The following is an 18,457-nucleotide window of genomic DNA, read 5'->3' as shown; positions in this document are numbered from 1 at the left end:
ATAATCTACTTAACTTCAATACTATGGTACAGACAATGGAACAGATATTATCTAAAACAAAATTCTCCGATCCGTCTTCCGATAAAAAGCCGTTGATCATTTCCGGACCCTGCAGCGCAGAAACCGAAGAGCAGGTATTAGCCACCGCACTGGCCCTGCAGAAAACAGGTAAAGTGGACGTTTTACGCGCTGGTATCTGGAAACCCCGTACCCGCCCCGGTTCTTTCGAAGGCATCGGTACAAAGGGATTGGCATGGCTGCAGAAAGCCCGTGAAATCACCGGCCTGCCACTGGCGGTGGAAGTAGCTACTGCCAAACAAGTGGAAGACGCGCTGCATTTCGGTGTGGATATTCTGTGGGTAGGCGCACGTACTACCGTAAACCCTTTCTCTGTACAGGAAGTAGCCGATGCACTGAGAGGTGTGGACACTACCGTTTTAATTAAGAATCCTATCAATCCTGACCTGGAACTGTGGATTGGCGCCGTGGAAAGAATCCAGAAAGCAGGTATCAATAAAGTTGGTTTAATTCACCGTGGCTTCTCCAGCTATGGCAACACCCAATACCGTAATGCACCCATGTGGCACCTGGCTATTGAGCTGAAACGCCGTATGCCTGAACTGCCAATGATCTGCGATCCTTCGCATATCTCCGGCCGCCGCGATATCCTGCAGGAAGTTTCCCAGGAAGCAATCGACCTCGACTACGATGGTCTGATGCTGGAAACTCACGTAGATCCGGATAACGCTTGGAGCGATGCTAAACAACAGATCACGCCTGAAAAATTAGCAGACCTGCTGGATGGTATCACCTGGAGAAGAGAACATTCCGATAAAAAAGATTTCAACTCCGCACTGGAAAAACTGCGCGCGCAGATCAACCAGGTAGATGATGAAATTATGCTGTTGCTCGGCAACCGTATGAAAATTGCAGAAAAGATCGGTGTGTACAAGAAAGAAAATAACATCACCATCCTGCAAACAAACCGCTGGAATGAAATCCTGGATCGTGCAGTGTCCAAGGGTGAGAAACTGGGTCTGACCAAAGACTTCATCGTGAAATATTTCGATGCAGTTCACCTGGAATCCATCAACCGCCAGAACAAAGTAATGAACGAAGATAAGTAGATCCATCAGCCGCCGGCTGTTGGACAATCACAACAGCCGGCAGTAGTTTTTTCTGACAGCTAAAGCTAATCGCTCCATGCTCATACAAACCCACCAGTTTCAACAACAGGAAACGACCTATTTTTTAGGAGCAAGCCTGATGGAGTTGGGCAATCATGTAAACCGTCACAGGGCCATACTGGTAATTGATGAAAATGTAGAATACTATCACGGTCATCATCTGCACAACTGGAACAAAATTGTGGTGCCCTCTGGGGAAGAATTAAAAAATATGGCTACGGTAGATAAGATCATCGATGGTCTTATTGCTTACGAAGCCGACCGCAAAACCACGCTGGTAGGAATTGGTGGCGGAATGCTCACCGATGTGGCAGGATTTGCCGCCAGCATATACATGCGCGGCATTCCCTTTGGCTTTGTACCTACCACCTTATTAGCGCAGGTAGATGCCTCCATTGGCGGAAAGAACGGGGTGAGTCATGGTAAACAGAAAAACCTGCTGGGCATTATCCGTCAGCCGGAGTTTATCCTCTTCGATTACACCCTGCCCCTCACCATGCCGGCAGAAGAATGGCACAACGGTTTTGCTGAAATTATCAAATACGCTTGTATCATGGATGCCACGCTGTTTGATTATCTCGAAAATAACAGGGAAAAAGCACTGGCGCGCGATGTGGAAGTACTGCAATACCTGGTAGAAAAATCGGTAGCAGCAAAAACGAAAGTAGTACTGGAAGATGAACTGGAAATCGGTCCGCGCAGATGGCTCAACTTTGGTCATACCCTCGGGCATGCCGTGGAAAAACTCGAACATATAGCGCATGGTAAAGCGGTAGCGATAGGAATGGTAGCAGCTGCCCGCTTTTCGGAAAAGCTAATGAACCTGCCGCCAGATCAAACCATCCGCCTGATAAAACTGATCAGCGATTACCAGCTGCCCGTAGCTTTTAGTTCAGATAAAGACGCGGTGTTCGACATCTTTAAACTGGATAAAAAACGGGAGAAGGATGTAATACATTTTGTGTTGCTGGAACAGATCGGGAAAGCAACCACCATGCCCGTTCCCATTGCAGAACTGAAGTTGTTACTGCAGGAATTGTAAATTTTTTTTCTAATCAATTAAAGGCAGACGAAATATACATATGCAAGTTACTGTATCACCAGCCATCATTAAAGGCACGGTTACGGCCAATCCTTCCAAAAGTGCCATGCAACGAGCTGTGGCAGCAGCTTTGCTGGCAAAAGGGAAGAGTATTATCCGTAATCCCGGCCTGAGCAATGATTGCCTGGCAGCACTGGAAGTAGCCGAAAACCTGGGTGCTAAAATCAAACGGGAATACGACTATTTCGAAATCACCAGCAACGGTGTAGCACCGTTTTATGATGAAATCAACTGCGGCGAATCCGGTTTGGGTATCCGTATGTTTACACCCATCGCAGCGTTGTCGTCACTGCCCATCACCATAGAAGGCCACGGTAGTTTAACTACCCGCCCGATGGATTTCTTTGAAGAAGTATTGCCACAACTGGATGTAAAGTGTTCCACGCAGGGCGGTAAATTACCGCTGCATATCGAGGGCCCGTTACATCCGAAAGATATTACGATTGATGGTTCTCTCAGCTCTCAGTTCCTCACCGGCCTGCTCATGGCCTACGGTGCTGCCGCAGAAAATGTAACGATCACCGTAACAGATCTGAAAAGCAAACCATACATTGCGTTAACCCTCCAACTGATGGCGCATTTTGGCGTTCAGGTGGAAGAAAAGAATTTTGAAACCTTTCATTTCGGAAAGAAACAGGCATATAACGCCTGCGACTATACGGTGGAAGGCGACTGGAGCGGCGCCGCATTCCTGCTGGTTGCTGCAGCAGTAGCCGGTAAAGCGGAAGTACAGCATCTCAACACTTCCTCTGCCCAGTCGGATAAAGCCATCCTGGAAGCATTGGAGAAAGCCGGGGCACATTTAATGTCCGGCGTATTCACCGTAAACATAGAAAAAGGCGGATTGAACGCATTTGAAATAGATGCCACCGACTGCCCCGATCTGTTCCCTCCGCTGGTAGCGCTGGCGGCTAACTGTAACGGTACTACGAAAATAAAAGGCGTTAGCCGTTTAGCCCATAAAGAAAGTGACCGTGGCTTAACACTACAGGCAGAATTTGGCAAGATGGGTATCAGCATTGACCTCGAAGGCGATATTATGCTGGTACATGGCGGCACCGGCATTAAAGGCGCACACGTACATTCACATAACGACCACCGTATTGCAATGGCCTGCGCGGTAGCTGCCCTCACAGCAGATGGCCCGGTGATCATCGACAATGCAGAAGCAATCAATAAATCCTACCCGGAATTTTATGACCACCTGGAATTGCTGGGTGGTAAGGTGGCAGTAACCGTATAATTTCACTTTAAATCATCAGCGTGTGAACAGTTTTGGCAGATTATTCAGGGTAAATGTTTTTGGAGAATCACATGGCGCCAGCGTTGGCGTAAATATAGATGGTATACCTGCCGGTATCCCGTTAAAGCAGGAAGATTTCCTGGCAGACCTGGAACGCCGTAAAGGCGGCTCCAGGGGCACTACGCCCCGCAAAGAGGAAGACCTGCCCTTTATCAAGTCAGGTGTTTTCAACGATTTCACCACCGGTGCACCGGTGACTATTCTTTTTGAAAATAACAATACCCGCAGTACTGATTACGAAAAGCTGCGGGAATTCCCACGTCCGGGGCATGCCGACTTTGTAGCTACCGAAAAGTTCGGCGGCTTTGAAGACTATCGCGGCGGCGGACATTTCAGCGGTAGGCTCACCCTCAACCTGGTAGCCGCCGGTGTAATCGCTAAAAAGATCCTGGGCGAAGAAATCCAGGTAAACGCTACTATCACGGAAGTAGGGGGCAACCCCGATCCGGAAGCCGGGCTGGAAGCAGCTATTGCAGCAAAAGATTCGGTAGGTGGTATCGTAGAGTGTGTGGTAAATGGCCTCCCCATTGGATTGGGCGAACCCTTCTTCGATTCGCTGGAATCCGCACTGGCGCATGCCGTTTTCGCGATCCCTGCTATCAAAGGCATTGAGTTTGGCGCCGGCTTTGCCGCCGCTAAAATGAAAGGACTGGAACATAACGATCCCATCATCGATACAACCGGTAAAACTGCCTCCAATCATGCCGGCGGCGTAGTGGGCGGTATCACCAATGGCAACCCGCTGGTATTCCGCATCGCTGTGAAACCTACATCCAGCACACCGAAAGAACAACAAACCCTCAACATAAAAAGCGGAGAAGTGGAAACTTTCAGCGTGAAGGGGCGTCACGACCTTTGCATCGCGCTGCGCGTACCAGTGGTACTGGAAGCGGTGACCGCTATGGTACTGGCCGACTTCTTCCTGCTGGAACAGCGCCGCCCGCGGGTGTTTAGAGCGGAGTAGCGCCTTCGGCGCTTTTAAATTGTCTTGGAGCAGGATTACGCTGATTATGCTGATTGAGATGATTTTCCCACCTTTTGTTGTTTGATATTTTGAGGGAGATAAAAGTGGGTATTTGATTTTATTGATTTTTTGACTAAATATCTCGGGGAGATAACAGCAAAAACATTTGCTGCTATCTCCCCGAATTTTGTTAATCTGGTGGTTATAATAAAATCAAATATCCGCTTTCATCTCACCAAAATATTTTATTACAAAAAGGTAAAAAAATCAATAAAATCAAATATCCGCTTTTATCTCCCCTCAAAATATCAAACAACAAAAGGTGGGAAAATCATCTCAATCAGCATAATCAGCGTAATCCTGCTTCAAGACAATTTAAAAGCGCCGAAGGCGCCCACCCGCTGCATTACTGCTCTATCGCCAGCAGCTCCACATCGAATATCAACGCAGCTCCAGGGCCGATTTTCGGACCCGCACCACGGTCGCCGTACGCCAGCTCAGAAGGAATGAAAAGACGCCATTTGGAGCCCACAGGCATTAACTGGAGCGCTTCTGTCCAGCCTTTGATCACGCCGCCCACAGGAAAGGAGATAGGTTGTCCCCTGTCTACGGAGCTATCGAACACCGTACCATCGATTAAGGTACCGTGATAATGCGTTTTTACTTTATCGGCGGCTGTAGGTTTAGGGCCATTGCCTTCTTTCAGGATCTGGTACTGCAAACCATCAGGCAGTGTTACCACGCCTGGTTTTACTTTATTCTCCGCCAGGAATTTAAGTCCTGCTTCGCGGTTTTTGGCAGCTTTGTCTGCTTTCAGCTGCTGCAGATAATTACTTATGCTCATATCACATTGATCTTTTGACAGTGTTAATGGTTTATTCTTCAACACATCCTGTACCGCTTTGGACAGGAGGGCAGGATTCACATTTTCCAGTCCCTGGGCTTTGAGGTTTTCCGCAATACTCACCCCAATTCCGTAGCTCACGGAATCCAGTTTGTTTTTCAATACCGGCGACTTAACGGCTGTTTTGGCCACTGGCTTCTTAGGTGCAGGTTTAGCCTGACTGAAACCTTGTATGGATAAGCATCCCAGGGCTCCTATGAACAGGTATTTTTTGTACATCATAAATAATAGACAGAAATGTTAGTTAAAATAAGGCTTTTTAAAGATGCTGCAAGTTAATCAATATAATATTTCACAGGCAAGCCTTTTGCAGAGATGAACATTCGATTACGTTACCTTGTTTTCATCTGTTTTTATTATGTGGAAATTTACCCTGTTTGTTTTACTGTTATTTTACGGGAGATGCCTGCCGGCACAGGATACCACGGATTTGTGGGAAAAAGCCAGGTTGAATCCAAACCTGGGAAGACATAAGTTTATTGAACTGAAACTCCACGGGGGCACGCATCTTTATACCGGCGATGAGCTGAAAAACGCGCTGAACGACGGTTATAAGTCGATGGAACTAAGAATGGGGTGGCAGTCGACCGGGGAAAAAGAGTGGCAGCGGGTATTCAACTATCCCAGTTATGGCATTGGATTCTACACCGGCGATATCGGTAACCCTACCATTCTCGGCAACCCCAGCGGGGTATACGGTTTTTTTTATGCGCCCTTCCACCGCCGGAAAAGAAATCACTTTGAAGCGGGTCTGTCGCTCGGTATCACATACGACCTGAACCCTTACGACTCCACTACCAACCCGCTCAACGACGCCATCGGGTCTAAGCTGGATGCCTATGTTAATTTCAGCATCACCGGAGTGCTGAAAGTGTCGAATTCATTCGATTTTCTTTATGGCATTGATCTTACCCATTTTTCAAACGGGCGCACCCATACGCCCAACCTGGGGCTCAATATGGCGGGATTGAATATTGGCGTGCGTTATCATTATAATACCATCCGCAGTATCGTAAAGCAACAGATTGACCCCACATACGAAGCCGCACGCCGCCCTACATTCATTACAACGCCGGTGCCACCGCTGCAACGTTATCATGAAATCAGTTTATACGGCGCTTTTGGTGTAGTGCAGGCCTCCAGCGATGAAAAGCTGGAAGCCTTTTATGGCACCGCCTCCCTGATACTGGGTTATGATTACCGCTTCAGTCATAAAAGCAGCGTTGGCATTGGCCTGGATGGTTTCTACGACGGTTCCTTGGGTTGGACTTACCAGCAGCGCTACGGCGAAGTTCGCCCCAGCGATAAAATGCTGATGGGCACACACCTGGCCTATGTATTAAATATTAAGCGTTTCCAGGTAAGGGCAGAAGTGGGTACTTACGTGTGGAAAAGAGATAATGAAAAAGGCGATTATTTTATGCGGCTGGCTATCCGTTATAACATTGCTAAATACGGTTTTTTACAACTCGGACTTAAAACCGTAAACGGAGCAGCTTCCGACTGGATCGAATGGGGAGGGGGTGGAAAAGTACAGTGGTAATAATACCGGGATGATGCCATCGGCATCATCCCGGCAATTGATTATTTCACTACCGGCAGCACCACATTGGATGGATGCTGTGCATCGTGATAGATGCGGATAGTAGCCTTTTTAAAATCTTTATCTGTGGCCCTGTAAATATCCATGAACTGCTGCGGGTTCCGGTCTGTCAGCGGAAACCAGCTGCTTTGTACCTGGATCATAATGCGGTGTCCTTTCTGGAAGGTATGGGCTACATCCGGCATCGTGAATTTCACTTCAGCAGGTTGATTGGGAACAAATGCTTCCGGCTTTTCAAAGCTATTGCGGAATTTACCACGCATGATCTCTCCACGTACCAGCATCTGGTAGCCGCCCATCGGGTAAGTGGCAGAAGGCACCCGGCGATGTTCGGTAGGTGCGTCTTCTTCATATTTGAAATCGTCGGGGAATACGTCAATCACTTTTACAATGAAATCGGCATCTGTAGTGCTGGTGCTGGCAATCAGGTCTGCCACTACCGGGCCGGCCAGGGTAATATCTTTATCCAGTACTTCACTTTCAAATACAGCCACATCTGGTCTGCGGGCGGCAAAGCGTTGGTCGTCGGTCATATAGTTAATGGTACGTCCAAAATGCACATCTTCTGTATACGGAACAGGTTTGGCAGGATCGCTTACATATTCGCTGAAACTATTAGCAGCAGCGGGCTTGGTAAAAGAGAGCTTACTATCTTCCTGCAAATAAACCGGTGCATCTTCCATGTTAGCCGGAGGCCATTTAGGGAGTTGTTTCCATTTGTTTTCGCCGGTGAAGAAAATAGTGGCTTCTGCGATATCAGGTGCAGCGCCTTTGCCTTTGAGGTAATAGTTGAAAAAAGGAATTTCAACGTTTTGCGCATAGTATTCGGCGGTGTTACTGCCAAAGCGCACATTACCGAGGTGGGTACCATCATTGGATGCCCATTGTCCGTGGTACCACGGACCCATTACAATACGGTTATTGGTAGCCGGACTTTTAGTTTCAATTGCTTTATAGGTATTCCACGCGCCGAAGCAATCTTCCGCATCAAACACGCCCCCAACAATCAGCATGGCAGGTTTTACATTTTGCAGGAAGTTGCGCACATTGCGGGCTTTCCACCAGCTGTCATAAGTAGGATGTGCATACATTTCATGCCAGAAGGTTACGCTGTCGCCGATGATTTTGGCGAAGTTGGGCAACGCGCCGGTTTCCAGGTAGTATTTGTAATTGTCGTGCGTATAGTAGTCGATACCTTTTGGTCCTTCCGTAGTGGGTTTGGGATGCGGATGGTCAAACACGGTATAAAAAGAAAAGGCATCTGCAATAAAGAAAGCACCGTTGTGATGAAAATCATCTCCCAAAAACCAATCCGTAACAGGCGCCTGCGGACTCACGGCTTTCAGGGCCGGGTGACCACTCAGCGCGCCCATCGTTGAGTAGAAGCCAGGATAGGAAATACCGAATATCCCAACATTACCATTGTTGCCACCGAGGTTTTTTACGAGCCAATCGATCGTATCATAAGTATCACTGGCTTCATCAATATCCTTCTTCCCTTTTTTAGCGGGATTGAAAGGTCTTACATTTACAAATTTACCTTCACTCATCCAGGTGCCTCTTACATCCTGTATGACCATGATGTAGCCTTCTTTCAGGTATTCCTTGTAATGATTTTTATACAACGGACGGAAGACATTTTCGCCATAAGGCGCGCAGGAATAGGGGGTGCGCGTCATCAGGATGGGATGCTTCTCCGATTGATCTTTTGGCAGGTAAATAGAGGTAAACAATTTAATACCGTCCCTCATGGTGATGTATACTTCCTTTTTTGTGTAGTGCTCATACATCCAGAGTGAATCCTGGTTAACGGCCTTACATGCCACCGGAATTACAAACAGCGCGGCACAGGCCAGCAGCAGCCATTTTCTCATAAACAGTTTATTTTAGATTTAGATTTCGGGCTAATGTAATAAAAAAACGGGGGATGATTGCCAGGTATATGGGGAACGGTTATTGGCCCAGTTTCTCTCTTTCTTTCTTTGGCAAACTCGCCACTACTAAGTTGTACGAGTTCCGGATCCATTCCAGCAGCAATTTATTGGGGATACCGGAATGTACATCCACAGTATTCCAGTGTTTCTTATTCATGTGATAGCCGGGGATCACGCCTTCATAGCGCTCCCGTAGTTCAACGGCTTCTTCCGGGTCGCACTTGAGATTAATGGATTCAAAATTTGAAAGGCCGCTGAGTGCAAATACTTTTCCGCAAACTTTATATACCAGGGTTTCATCTCCAAAAGGAAACTCTTCTGTAACGCCGGGTAATGAAAGGCAATATTCCTGAAATTGTGCAAGGTTCATGAGTAGCAATTATATCTGGTTACAAAAGTCAGGAAAATTTCCGGAAATTATGGAAGAAGCCTGTAATGATACTGCCACTGGGTAGTACTGGTAACGCCATTTTGTATAGTCACCTCCGTGGTGTAAATAATATGGCCGTTGAGATCATCGCGGGTATCCTGAAAGAGATGGGTGATTTCGGTCTGACTGCCGGGAGAGATATGCTTTCCCAAGTGCTTTTTTACATTGAAGCGGCCGGCAAATAAAGGATGGTCCGGTTTCATGATTAATCGCAGATAAGGATATTTTTTGCCGAGCGCATAGAAAAAGTTAGGTGTATTATCGTATTCAAACTGAAATTCACTGGTGATTTGCAGTTTATTTTCTTCTCCGCCTGGCAAGGTGGGTGATGCATAATAACCATAACCATTGCGTGTCAGGCCGCTGAGCTGATCGCCGGAATAATTATAGGTAGTGATGGCTATAAGCTGACGCAGATAATCCGTACCCTTCTCCGTTGTTAGTGTATCCGTGAGTTGAATTAGTCTGCCATTGTCGTCAAAACCAAATCGCATGGTATCCGGTATAGTGTCCTTTATTCCTGTGAATGGAGGATAGAGGCTCCCTGTTATCTTCAATTCTTTTTCGAATGATTGTATCGTATTTTTTTCTGCCAATTTAAAATTGGCTCCGTCCTTTCGATAGAGAACCGTTCCTGTCAGCTTCCCGTCCGCATCGGTTTTAAATTCCAGGCGCATATTGCCTGCACCACCAGTAGGCTCATAATGGTGGAAGGTAACCAATTGGTTGTTGTTATAGTCCAACTGCTCATAAAGAATATTATCCCTATAAATGCTTGTAAGCAGGCGGGTAATCTGTAAAGGCGCCGGTCCTGTCGGTCCATTTGGCTGATCTTTTTTCCGGCATCCGGTGGTACTTAGTATTATAAGGACAATGGCGGGTAGAATAATATATTTCACGGTATAATCTGTTCTTATTCTGCTTTAATCACTTTATAAGTATAATCAATCGTTTTATTGATGCCTGCAATGCTTTGCGTTTGTGGATAATGCGTGGTATCGTACATTTTATAGGTTACAGGGCATATCTTCGAAGGTACATCATCTGCTTCATAGGTAAAAGCCCCGGCCAGGTGTTCACTCAACAGGTAAGGGTAATATTCGTTGGAAGAATAGGGGAAATTATCACCACCAATGGCGCGGAACAACAGTGGATTTTTTGATACCTGTGGAAACAAAGGGTTCCCAAATGGAAGATATGCCAAATCAAATTTGTTCATGAAGGAAGTGGGTTGCCCGTTAGCTACATGATACCAGTTCCAATCCAGGAATTGCGTGATGTCTTTCCCGTTATATTGGTATTGTTTGTATAATACAGCTACTCCTACACCAATAGGAATAGTGTCTTTAGTGCCTGCCAGGGTAAGTAGCCTTTGATTGTTAATATGTAAATAACCAAGCGTATCGTATCCGGAAATCTCATTACCGAGTTCCCTGTAAAAGGTGGTGTAAACGATAATCCTGTCTGTTGTCCATGCTACAGAGTCCTTCTGGCTAAGACTTTTGATGGTATTGTCATTTTCGTTATAATATCTGGCCATCGATACATACCCTTCCTGGTTGTACTGGTAAGCCACATAATTTTGCCAGATCCGGTAAGATGTATTGTAATCCCATCTCTCTGTAACCTGGTGCTGATCGTTATAAACGAGGCTGTCTTTCGGTACGTTATTTACACGGATGGAGGTAACGAGGTAAATGTCTTTTGGTGGTTCAGGCCGGGGTGGGGGAGTAACACTATTATCCTTTTTGCATTGACAGGCGGGCGCTATGATGAATAGCAACAGCGCAGTACAATACAGCAGGATTTTTATTGGATGTAGCAAAAGTAAACGCATTAACAACCTGGTTAAAAATACTGTTTTATAGATAGTTTCCGGTGAAAAACAACATCAAATTATCAAGCGCATCCCCCACGGGTACAGGGTTTATGATACAAACGCTTTTACCGGCTAAATGTTACATTTTGCAAATAATACAGCCCTGTACGTCAGCTATTAAGCTTACGCACAGGGCCGGCATTTCAAAACGGTGGTAAATTATTTCTTGTTGATACTGATAATTACGCGGGAATAACGGGCATAGGTGATTTCCACTTCCTGTCCGGCCCTGTATCCTTCCAATGCCCCACGCATCCAGTAAAACAGGCGTTTCTTTTTATTCTCCAGCAGGATCATAATATTGGTTTGCGTATCATTGTTTTCCAGGTATACCGCTTCCATCGGCGCCTGTAAAGTGCCTTTCTGCAAGGCCGACAAATCCTTTTTAATAGCCCAGTAGCGTATATCAGTTACTTTTATCAACGCAAATATCAACGCTATCACAAAGCATAACAGCCATACCCAGAACCAAAGGTTTTTGAACGACAGGAGCGAATCATCCGCATCACCCAGGTTGTTGTGAGTGTACAAATAAATTTGGGGTATTACAGCAGCAATCAATAATAGCCCAAAACCGATAAGGGTGAATTTTGTTAACTGTTGCTTGTTCCTCTTCAGCGCATCCTGTAATAAAAAATGTTCCTCAGTTGTAATAAAGGTGTAATCAGACATAGTTGTTAGATGGTTTTTCAGTAGGCTAATATATAGATAAACAATTAATTAATTAAAATTATATATATAATTTTTTATTTAGTGATTATCATTTTGCTGATATATAGCTGTTTTGAGAAAATATGTGTTAAAATATTATTACATGTTTATGGGGATTTTAATAGTTGTGGTAACTCACAACTGTCTTTTTTTAACGGATATATAATTGCTGATCCCGTTTTGAATGGAAATAGTTTTCTAATTTGCCCCGCATTATAACCCATCATCTGTTATTCTTCCCCAATTATTACTATGCAATCATAAACATCGTAAATAGTGAAAAGGATTTTTTTATTAGCCGCCATCCTGTTATCGATCAGCTTTGCCGGCTATGCCCAGGATACTGCCCAACTGGTGGTGGAAGGAAGGAAGAACAGCGCAACACAGCAATCGAGGCCCTATGTGATCATGATTTCCATTGATGGCTTCCGGTATGATTACGCCGAAAAATACAATGCACAAAACCTGCTGCGTCTTTCAGGAGCGGGCGTTCGCGCTACCGCCATGCAGCCGGCATTTCCATCACTTACTTTTCCCAATCATTATTCCCTGGCTACCGGGCTTTACCCGGCTCATCACGGCCTGGTGGATAATCTTTTTTACGACCGTAAACGGGATGCCGTTTATAAAGTAGGCAACCGCGATGCCGTGGAGGATGGTACCTGGTACAATGGCGTGCCATTATGGGTGCTGGCAGAGAAACAGGAAATGCTCAGCGCCAGCTATTTCTGGGTTGGATCAGAAAGCGCCATTCAAAATATACGTCCTACTTACTATTTTAAGTACCAGGAAAAAACAGGTATCGATCAGCGCATCCAAACAGTAGTAAACTGGCTCCGCCTGCCGGAAGACCAACGGCCGCACTTCATTACCTTCTACTTCCCCGAAGTGGATCACATGGGGCATTCCTGGGGACCGGACGCCGACAGCCTACGCAGCGCCGTACAATTCGTGGATGCCGCCATCGGTAAAATGGTGACAGCTGTAGCACAGCTGAACCTGCCGGTAAATTTTATCGTGGTATCCGATCACGGCATGATGCAGGCAGACACCACTCACACCATCACCCTGCCCGATGTACCCGCTCTGCAACCCCTGAAAAGTATGCCGGGGAACGAAAAGGTAATGCTATACGGTAAAACCGATGAGGAAATCAAAACCGCTTACGATTATCTCAAACAACACGAAAATCATTATACCGCTTACCTGAAAAAGGAAACACCGGAAAGATGGCACTATGGCCAGGAAGATATTTACAACCGTATTGGTGATATTGTCCTGCTGGCAGAAGCCAACTATATATTTACACCGGCAAAAGAAGCACATCCCGGTCATCATGGTTATGATAATAACCTCACCAACATGAACGCTATATTCATGGCCTGGGGCCCGGCCTTTAAACCCCATACCCGTATTGCCACTTTTGAAAACGTACATGTGTACCCGTTAGTAGCAAGAATACTTGGCCTGGATATTACACAGCCTATCGACGGGCGCCTGGAAGTACTGGAGCCTGTCTTACAATAACTGTTATATATCTGCATAAAAAAGAGAAGGGGACAGACGCCATGTCTATCCCCTTCTCTTTTAATATTAAACCAACAGCTTATACTGCTGCTTCCTCATAGGCACTTGCAGGTTCGCAGGTACAGATCAGGTTCCTGTCGCCGAATGTATTGTTGATACGGCTTACAGAAGGCCAGAATTTATTTGCCTTAACATATTCCAGTGGGAATGCTGCCTGCTGGCGGCTGTATGGACGGGTCCATTCATCAGCAGTGATCACCTGTTGGGTATGCGGTGCATTTTTCAGTACGTTGTTTTGTTTATCGCTCTGACCCTGTTCTACCGCACGGATCTCTTCACGGATAGCCAGCATTGCATCGCAGAAACGATCCAGCTCACCTTTATCCTCACTTTCGGTAGGCTCAATCATGATCGTACCCGGAACCGGGAAGCTCATGGTAGGAGCGTGGAAACCGTAATCCATCAGGCGTTTGGCCACATCTTCCGCTTCAATACCGGCAGCTGCTTTAAACGGACGGAGATCTACAATGAATTCATGCGCACAGGTGCCGTTAACACCGGTATACAGGATGTCGTATGCTTTTTCCAGTCGTGCCTTCATGTAATTGGCATTCAGGATCGCAAATTCAGACGCCAGTTTAACGCCTTTAAATCCAAGCATGCGGATGTAAGCGTAAGAGATCAGCAGGATGCTGGCAGAACCAAACGGCGCTGCAGATACTGCGTTGGATGGTTTGCCGTCGTTCAGCGTAACGTGTCCTGGCAGGAATGGCGCCAGGTGTTTGGCTACGCAGATAGGGCCCATGCCGGGACCGCCGCCACCGTGAGGGATAGCGAAAGTTTTGTGCAGGTTCAGGTGACAAACGTCTGCGCCAATCAGTCCGGGTGCGGTTAAACCTACCTGGGCATTCATATTGGCGCCATCCATATACACCTGTCCGCCGTGTTCATGTATAGTTGCGCAGATATCTTTCACACTTTCTTCATATACGCCATAGGTAGATGGATAAGTGATCATGATACCGGCGAGGTCTTTACTGTTTGCTGCTGCTTTTGCTTTCAGATCGTCCACATCGATGTAGCCGTTTTCCAGCGCTTTTACAATGACTACCTTGTAGCCCGCCATTACTGCAGATGCAGGGTTGGTGCCGTGTGCGCTGATCGGGATCAGCATTACATTACGGTGGCCTTCACCTCTGCTCTTCTGGTATTCGCGGATCACCAGCAGGCCGGCGTATTCGCCCTGTGCACCACTGTTGGGTTGCAGGCTGCATGCGTCAAAGCCGGTAATTTTGCTGAGGTATTCTCCCAGTTCGTCCGCCATCTGTAAATAGCCGCCTACCTGGTTTTTAGGGGCAAACGGATGCATTTTGCTCCAGTGTGCCCAGCTCAGAGGAATCATCTCGGTAGCTGCATTCAGCTTCATCGTGCAGGAACCCAGGGAGATCATGGAAGTGTTCAGGGAAAGATCCTTGTTTTCCAGCATCTTCAGGTAACGCATCATCAGTGATTCGCTGTGATAGCTGTTAAATACCGGGTATTGCAGGTAGGGAGAAGTACGTTGCAGATCAGCAGGAACACCGGTGGTACCGTTGGAAACGGTTGCTGCATCTGTAGTACCTGCGCCAAATACGTGCAGGATATCATTTACATCAGCTATGGTAGTGGTTTCGTCGAGAGAGATACCTACATTGCCATTGGCGAAATAACGGAAGTTAATGCCCAATGCTTCTGCAGCATCTTTAACATCAGCGGCCGCGCCTTCCACTACAATAGTGTCGAAGAAGCTGTCTGACGCCAGTTTCAGCCCTTTCGCCTTCAGCTTACCGGCCAGTGTATTGGCCAGCAGCGAAATGCGGGTGGCAATATTTTTCAGTCCCTCCGGTCCATGATATACGGCATACATAGCGGCCATATTGGCCAGCAAAGCTTGTGCAGTACAGATATTGGAAGTTGCTTTTTCACGTTTGATGTGCTGTTCACGGGTTTGCAGTGCCATACGCAGCGCACGGCCGCCGTTGGCATCAATGCTCACGCCAATGATACGACCCGGGATAGAACGTTTAAAGTCGTCTTTTACTGCAAAGAAAGCAGCGTGCGGACCACCAAAGCCTAATGGAACACCAAAGCGCTGTGCAGAACCAAAGGCCGCATCAGCGCCCATGTCGCCGGGAGAAGTAAGCAGGGTTAGTGCCAGCAGGTCTGTTGCCACACCAACAAATGCACCCACTGCATGTACCTGGTCAATGAAACTACGGTAGTCGGCCGCAGCACCCACGTTGTCGGGATACTGGATCAACGCACCAAAGTATAATTCGTCGAAGGAAGCAGTTTTGTAATCGCCTACTACCACTTCAATCTGAAGCGGGGTAGCACGGGTATAAATTACATCCAGCGTTTGCGGGTATACGTTGTTATCTACAAAAAATTTAGGCCTGGTTACATGGTCATGATCCTTGTTCAGCGCATTGAAGAACATCGTCATGGCTTCTGCCGCTGCAGTGGCTTCATCCAGCAGGGAAGCGTTGGCAATTGGCAGCCCTGTCAGGTCACATACCATCGTCTGGTAGTTCAGCAGGCTTTCCAGGCGGCCCTGGGAAATTTCTGCCTGGTAGGGAGTATACTGGGTATACCATCCTGGATTCTCAAATACATTACGCAGGATAACACTCGGCGTAATCGTATCAAAATAACCCTGGCCAATGTAATTGCGGTAAACTTTGTTTTTCAGCGATATGTCCTTCAGATGACGGAGATAATCGCTTTCACCCATCGCTGCAGGAATAGCCAGTGGCTGTTGCATACGGATGGCGCCCGGAACGGTTTTGCTGATCAGCTGGTCCAGGTTGGAGGCCCCGATGGTTTCCAGCATCTGGTTGGTCTCTCTTTCATTCGGCCCTATGTGACGGTGCACGAATTCATTTTGTTGAATATCAAAAAGATTCATGATGTAAGCAGGTAATTTGAAATAGAATGCGCAAAGCTATGCAGATTTTAAGCAACGGCCAAACAATCAATACTGGCGGGGGAAAACAGTGATAAATGATACTTCAGGGATGGGCGTATATGTCATAATTTTGTCCACAGACTAATTACCTATCTTTGCACCAAATGAGCAAAATATTAGAAGACTGGGAACAGAAGGCCCAGGACAAGCAAAAAGCGAATAAACAGTTTCTCGCAAAACTGCAAACCCGCCGTGGAAAAGGAGTAGAGAAACTTTTACCGGACCTGCATGAGGAAGCATTCAGTAAAATTGACTGCCTCCAGTGCGGTAACTGCTGCAAAACCATCAGCCCCCGCTTCAAAGGACCCGATATCAGGCGCATCTCCAAACACCTGGGCATGAAGGAAGGCGATTTCATTGAAACCTACCTGCGGCTGGATAAGGATGAGGACTATGTGGTGAAGTTCACACCGTGCCCTTTCCTGGGCGCCGACAACTACTGCGGCATCTATGATGTACGTCCCGGCGATTGCGCCAACTATCCCTACACAGATAGTTACGACTTCTTTAAACGCCCGAAGATCACTTACGAAAACAGCACCGTTTGCCCGGCCGTTTATTATGTACTGGAAAAGTTAAAGGAAAAGATGGATTTATAAAGATAGGTGCCGGAAGCGGTTAGTGCTTCACAGCACTGACCGTCCCACTACGGCTTCAGATCCAGCTTACGCATGGCCGGTGAAATAATATAAGTGGTGATCACCACACCCAATGTAACACACCCTCCAAATACCACCGACGGCACCAGTCCCATTGCCCTGGCCATAAAGCCGCTTTCGAACGCCCCCAGCTCATTGGAAGAACCTACAAACATCGAACTTACCGATGCCACCCGGCCACGCATGTCGTCCGGCGTTTTTAACTGCAAAATCGTTTGCCGTATGATCACGCTGATACCATCCAGCGCACCGCTGATCAGCAGCGCAAACATCGACAGGTAAAAGCTCGTGGAAAGACCAAACAATATAATGGTTAAACCAAAGCCGAATACCGCCGCCAGCAGCTTAATACCCGGTTTGTTCACCAATGGCCGGTGCGCAAGTATAAACATGGTTACTAATGCGCCCACCGCAGGAGCAGAACGCAGCAACCCATATCCCAGGGAACCCACATGCAGCACATCCGTGGCAAATGCCGGTAACATCGCTACCGCGCCGCCAAATAATACTGCAAACATATCAAGTGCCATCGCATTTAAAACTACTTTGGTTTTCCATACAAACCGCATCCCTTCAGTAAGACCAGTCACAAAACTCTCACCCTTCGGTTTATAATAAACCGGCTTGGGCTTTATCTTCAGCAAGCTGTATAAAGGAGCCAGGAAAACGAATACCACCATCAACATCGACCAGTGCACGCCGAACCAGTGAATGAAAAGCCCGCCCAGCGCAGGCCCCAGCACACCGCCTATCTGCCAGGCGGAACTGCTCCAGGTAGAGGCATTGGCATACAACTCACGCGGTACCAGCAACGACATCAGGGTAAAGTTGGAAGGACTGGTATAGGCCCGCACAATGCCGCCCAGGAAAACCAGCAGGTAAATGAGGTTCAGCACCCAGTGCTTTGAAACACCGGCTACGGCACGGTCCCAGGTTAAGAGGAATAATCCCGAGCTGATAAACAAATAAGCAATCACACAATTGAGCAGCATGCCCCGCTTCTCCCGTTTGTCCACCATGTGACCGGCAAACGGCGCCAGCAACACGGCTGGAATTACTTCTGCCAAACCTATCAATCCCAGTGAGAAGGGATCTTTTGAAATTTCATATACTTTCCATTCTATAATGGCAAACTGCATAGCCAGCGCAAATACAAGCGCAAAGCGGATTACCAGGTAATAATTGAATTCCGGAAAGCGTAGCGAAGCGTATGGGTCGTTCTTTTTCGGTGCCGTAGTGTCCAACCT

Annotated in this window: 15 protein-coding genes; 7 read left to right on the top strand and 8 right to left on the bottom strand. The window is 47.0% G+C overall.

Annotation, left to right across the window (positions count from 1 at the left end; genetic code table 11):
- Positions 1-23 precede the first annotated feature (23 nt).
- The 4 genes from QFZ51_RS28945 to QFZ51_RS28930 all read left to right on the top strand — a co-directional run bounded on the left by QFZ51_RS28945 (position 24) and on the right by QFZ51_RS28930 (position 4,556).
- Positions 24-1,127 (top strand): chorismate mutase, encoded by a 1,104-nt coding sequence (locus QFZ51_RS28945; protein WP_227024498.1) that lies wholly within the window; start codon positions 24-26, stop codon positions 1,125-1,127.
- A 76-nt stretch (positions 1,128-1,203) separates the two neighbouring features.
- Entirely contained in the window at positions 1,204-2,229 is a 1,026-nt protein-coding gene (gene aroB, locus QFZ51_RS28940; protein ID WP_429050887.1) for a 3-dehydroquinate synthase, read from the top strand.
- Between the two features lie 40 nt (positions 2,230-2,269).
- Positions 2,270-3,532, top strand: coding sequence for a 3-phosphoshikimate 1-carboxyvinyltransferase (gene aroA / locus QFZ51_RS28935; RefSeq protein WP_370912377.1), 1,263 nt, complete (start codon positions 2,270-2,272; stop codon positions 3,530-3,532).
- A 22-nt stretch (positions 3,533-3,554) separates the two neighbouring features.
- Positions 3,555-4,556 carry a chorismate synthase gene (locus tag QFZ51_RS28930; RefSeq protein ID WP_429050885.1) on the top strand — a complete coding sequence of 334 codons (1,002 nt, stop codon included), beginning with the start codon at positions 3,555-3,557 and terminating at the stop codon, positions 4,554-4,556.
- 406 nt (positions 4,557-4,962) lie between these two features.
- Here the strand turns inward: QFZ51_RS28930 and QFZ51_RS28925 are convergent, their stop codons facing one another.
- Positions 4,963-5,682 (bottom strand): FKBP-type peptidyl-prolyl cis-trans isomerase, encoded by a 720-nt coding sequence (locus tag QFZ51_RS28925; protein ID WP_429050883.1) that lies wholly within the window; start codon positions 5,680-5,682, stop codon positions 4,963-4,965.
- 136 nt (positions 5,683-5,818) lie between these two features.
- Here QFZ51_RS28925 and QFZ51_RS28920 point away from each other — a divergent pair, with 136 nt between their 5' ends.
- Entirely contained in the window at positions 5,819-7,003 is a 1,185-nt protein-coding gene (locus tag QFZ51_RS28920) for an acyloxyacyl hydrolase (protein ID WP_429050881.1), read from the top strand.
- 41 nt (positions 7,004-7,044) lie between these two features.
- Here the strand turns inward: QFZ51_RS28920 and QFZ51_RS28915 are convergent, their stop codons facing one another.
- From QFZ51_RS28915 to QFZ51_RS28895, 5 genes are all read right to left on the bottom strand, one after another.
- Positions 7,045-8,937, bottom strand: coding sequence for a CocE/NonD family hydrolase (locus QFZ51_RS28915; RefSeq protein ID WP_429050879.1), 1,893 nt, complete (start codon positions 8,935-8,937; stop codon positions 7,045-7,047).
- A gap of 79 nt (positions 8,938-9,016) precedes the next feature.
- Complete coding sequence (locus QFZ51_RS28910; RefSeq protein WP_429050877.1) at positions 9,017-9,367, bottom strand: MmcQ/YjbR family DNA-binding protein; 351 nt, start codon at positions 9,365-9,367, stop codon at positions 9,017-9,019.
- Between the two features lie 47 nt (positions 9,368-9,414).
- The gene (locus tag QFZ51_RS28905; RefSeq protein WP_429050875.1) at positions 9,415-10,326 is read right to left on the bottom strand and encodes a hypothetical protein; all 912 of its coding nucleotides are present in this window, start codon (positions 10,324-10,326) and stop codon (positions 9,415-9,417) included.
- Between the two features lie 14 nt (positions 10,327-10,340).
- Positions 10,341-11,264 carry a hypothetical protein gene (locus QFZ51_RS28900; protein WP_429050873.1) on the bottom strand — a complete coding sequence of 308 codons (924 nt, stop codon included), beginning with the start codon at positions 11,262-11,264 and terminating at the stop codon, positions 10,341-10,343.
- Positions 11,265-11,465: 201 nt separating this feature from the next.
- On the bottom strand, positions 11,466-11,978 hold the full coding sequence (locus QFZ51_RS28895; RefSeq protein ID WP_370912384.1) for a hypothetical protein: 513 nt from the start codon (positions 11,976-11,978) through the stop codon (positions 11,466-11,468).
- Between the two features lie 315 nt (positions 11,979-12,293).
- Here QFZ51_RS28895 and QFZ51_RS28890 point away from each other — a divergent pair, with 315 nt between their 5' ends.
- On the top strand, positions 12,294-13,544 hold the full coding sequence (locus QFZ51_RS28890) for an ectonucleotide pyrophosphatase/phosphodiesterase (protein ID WP_429050871.1): 1,251 nt from the start codon (positions 12,294-12,296) through the stop codon (positions 13,542-13,544).
- Positions 13,545-13,623: 79 nt separating this feature from the next.
- On the opposite strand, the gene gcvP is transcribed toward QFZ51_RS28890, so the two are convergent.
- Positions 13,624-16,491, bottom strand: a complete 2,868-nt coding sequence (gcvP, locus tag QFZ51_RS28885; RefSeq protein ID WP_429050869.1) for an aminomethyl-transferring glycine dehydrogenase — start codon at positions 16,489-16,491, stop codon at positions 13,624-13,626.
- Positions 16,492-16,655: 164 nt separating this feature from the next.
- Between gcvP and QFZ51_RS28880 the strand changes: the two genes are divergently transcribed.
- The gene (locus tag QFZ51_RS28880; RefSeq protein ID WP_079470457.1) at positions 16,656-17,150 is read left to right on the top strand and encodes a YkgJ family cysteine cluster protein; all 495 of its coding nucleotides are present in this window, start codon (positions 16,656-16,658) and stop codon (positions 17,148-17,150) included.
- Positions 17,151-17,197: 47 nt separating this feature from the next.
- On the opposite strand, the gene QFZ51_RS28875 is transcribed toward QFZ51_RS28880, so the two are convergent.
- On the bottom strand, positions 17,198-18,454 hold the full coding sequence (locus QFZ51_RS28875; protein WP_429050867.1) for an MFS transporter: 1,257 nt from the start codon (positions 18,452-18,454) through the stop codon (positions 17,198-17,200).
- Between the last annotated feature and the right edge of the window lie 3 nt (positions 18,455-18,457).

Origin of the sequence: Chitinophaga sp. W3I9 (genome assembly GCF_050434025.1) — a bacterium.
Classification (GTDB): domain Bacteria; phylum Bacteroidota; class Bacteroidia; order Chitinophagales; family Chitinophagaceae; genus Chitinophaga.
Note: the sequence above shows the minus strand (reverse complement) of the source record. Positions and strands in the feature narration are given on the sequence as shown.